The 2,366-nt window shown below is 68.6% G+C and carries 2 protein-coding genes; both read right to left on the reverse strand.

Going from position 1 to position 2,366, the window contains the following annotated elements; translation table 11 throughout:
- Positions 1-64 precede the first annotated feature (64 nt).
- Positions 65-1,057 (reverse strand): GNAT family N-acetyltransferase, encoded by a 993-nt coding sequence (locus ELR45_RS08850; RefSeq protein ID WP_129665241.1) that lies wholly within the window; start codon positions 1,055-1,057, stop codon positions 65-67.
- A gap of 53 nt (positions 1,058-1,110) precedes the next feature.
- On the reverse strand, positions 1,111-2,366 hold a 1,256-nt coding region (gene glmM / locus ELR45_RS08855; protein ID WP_240759344.1), incomplete at its 5' end, for a phosphoglucosamine mutase.

The following is a 2,366-nucleotide window of genomic DNA, read 5'->3' on the forward strand; positions in this document are numbered from 1 at the left end:
CTATCTGGTGGGTTCCGCCGCACCCTGAAGAATCAGAACCCGTTCTCTCGGGCGGACGGTCCGATCAGAGCTCACGCTGATAGCCCGCGGCCCACCCTTCGACTCGATACCCGAGCATTTCGTTGATAGCGATCATGTGGGTGTTGGAGTCCGCGTTCCAGGTCCAGATCGTCTGCACACCAGGACGGTCACGTAAGAGGTTCCGGAAGTTGGCCGCCTTGAGCAGCAAGCCCAGGCGATGACCACGGTGGACCGGGTCGACCAGAGTGGTGTCTTGGAAGCCGGTCGCGTCGCTGTCGTGGGCGAGCACAACACGGGTCAGGCCGGCCATCGTGCCGTCGGGTGCCATGGCCGCGGCCGTCCAATGCCCGCGGTTCATGCGTTCGGCTCGCTCTTCCGACCTGCGAACCCGGGCCTCGTCCCAGATCTCCGCCTCGTAGTCGAGCTCGCCGAGAGGTGCATCCGTGGACATCCGCGCTTCGAGGCGTGCGTACTCGTCGATGTAGTCATCCGGCGCCCGTCCCCGCCAGGTCAGAACCTCATAACCGGCAGCGTGCGGCTTCGCCTCCTCCTCAGCCTTCGTGATCGCGTTCAGGTCGAACGGTGGCCGCTGCACTCGCGCGATCTCGACGATCCGACGGCTGTAGCCGTGGTGCTCCACGAACGCCGTGCCCGACGTCGTCGGGTGCGCGGACGGCCCTTCAAGGTAGGTGAGCGCGCTCGATCTCCGGTACTCGTGTGCGCATGCCTCCGCGGTTTCGAGCAAAGCCGTCCCGATGCCCCGCCTGCGCGCCTCGGGACGTACCCAGACCTCGGGCTCCGCGAGCTTAAGGTTGTCCTTCAGCGGGAGTCCGAGCAGGGCGGCACCGACCGCCCGGCCGCCGTTCTCGGCGAGCCACAGCTTCGTGTCCTGATGCTCGTGCCCCTCGTAGGTGACTCGGAGCTCCCGTTCGAGGAACCGGGGCCCGCTGGGATAGTCAGCGCTGTGCGCGCTCTGGTAGACGGCGTACCAGTCGGAGAATGCCTCGTCGCTCGAGGCGAGGGACCGGATCTGCATGCTCCAAGAGTGAACCGCCGGCTACCCACGCGCAACGGATTTTCCCTCGCCGGTCAGAGCGCGAGAGACGACTCCACGGCGGCGGCGAGCCGGCCGGCGACGGCGTCTGCCTGTTCGGCGGTGGCAGCCTCCACCATGACTCGCACGACTGGTTCGGTGCCCGACGGCCGCAGCAGCACCCGGCCGGTCGTGCCGAGCTCGGCCTCGGCGCGTGCCACGGCATCGCGGACTCCGTCGTCCGTCGCGACCCGCGTCTTGTCGACGCCGGAGACGTTCACCAACACCTGTGGCAGCCGCTCGACCGCGCCGGCGAGGTCCGCGAGCGTGCGCCCCGTGCTCGCCACACGAGCCAGCAGGTGCGCCGCCGTCAGCACGCCGTCGCCCGTCGTCACGTGGTCGAGCAGAATGAGGTGACCCGACTGCTCACCGCCGAGCGCGTAGCCGCCTTCCCGCATCGCCTCCAGTACGTACCGGTCCCCCACGGCGGTGTCGACGACGGTGATACCGGCAGCCCGCATGGCCAGCCTGAGTCCCTCATTCGACATCACGGTGGTGACCACGGTGTTGTGCCGCAGCGTCTTCTGCTCGTGCATCGCCAGGGCGAGCATCGCAAGGATCTGGTCGCCGTCGACGACCTTTCCGGATGCGTCGACGGCAAGGCAGCGGTCCGCGTCGCCGTCGTGCGCGATCCCCGCATCGGCCCCGTGCTCCTGGACCGCCGCGGCCACGGCCTCAATGTGGGTGGAGCCGCAACCGTCGTTGATGTTCAGCCCGTCCGGCTCGGCGCAGACGGCCACCACCTCAGCGCCGAGCCGCCGGAGTATCTCCGGTGCGGCCTGATACGCGGCGCCATGCGCACAGTCGACGACGACCTTCAGGCCATCCAGCCGATGCGGCACGGTGCTGGCCACGTGCTCGACGTACATCTCGAGGCCCTGCGGACGGCTCGTGATCCTGCCGACGTCCGCGCCCGTGGGCCGCTTCCAGGGCTCTCGCATCCGCGACTCGATCGCGTCCTCAAGGGCATCCTCGAGCTTGTGTCCACCTTTGGAGAAGAACTTGATGCCGTTGTCCGGCATCGGGTTGTGGCTGGCCGACAGCATGACGCCCAGCTCGGCGTCGAGCCTGCCGGTCAGGTACGCGACTGCCGGCGTCGGGAGCACCCCTACCCGGAGTACGTCGAGGCCTGCGCTGGCCAGACCTGACACCACGGCTGCTTCCAGGAACTCGCCGGATGCTCGCGGGTCCCGGCCGACCACCGCGGTCGGCCGGTCAGTACCGAAGGCGCCCGCCTCGCCGAGCACGTGTG

It is taken from the genome of Phytoactinopolyspora endophytica (assembly GCF_004138495.1).
Lineage (GTDB): Bacteria > Actinomycetota > Actinomycetes > Jiangellales > Jiangellaceae > Phytoactinopolyspora > Phytoactinopolyspora endophytica.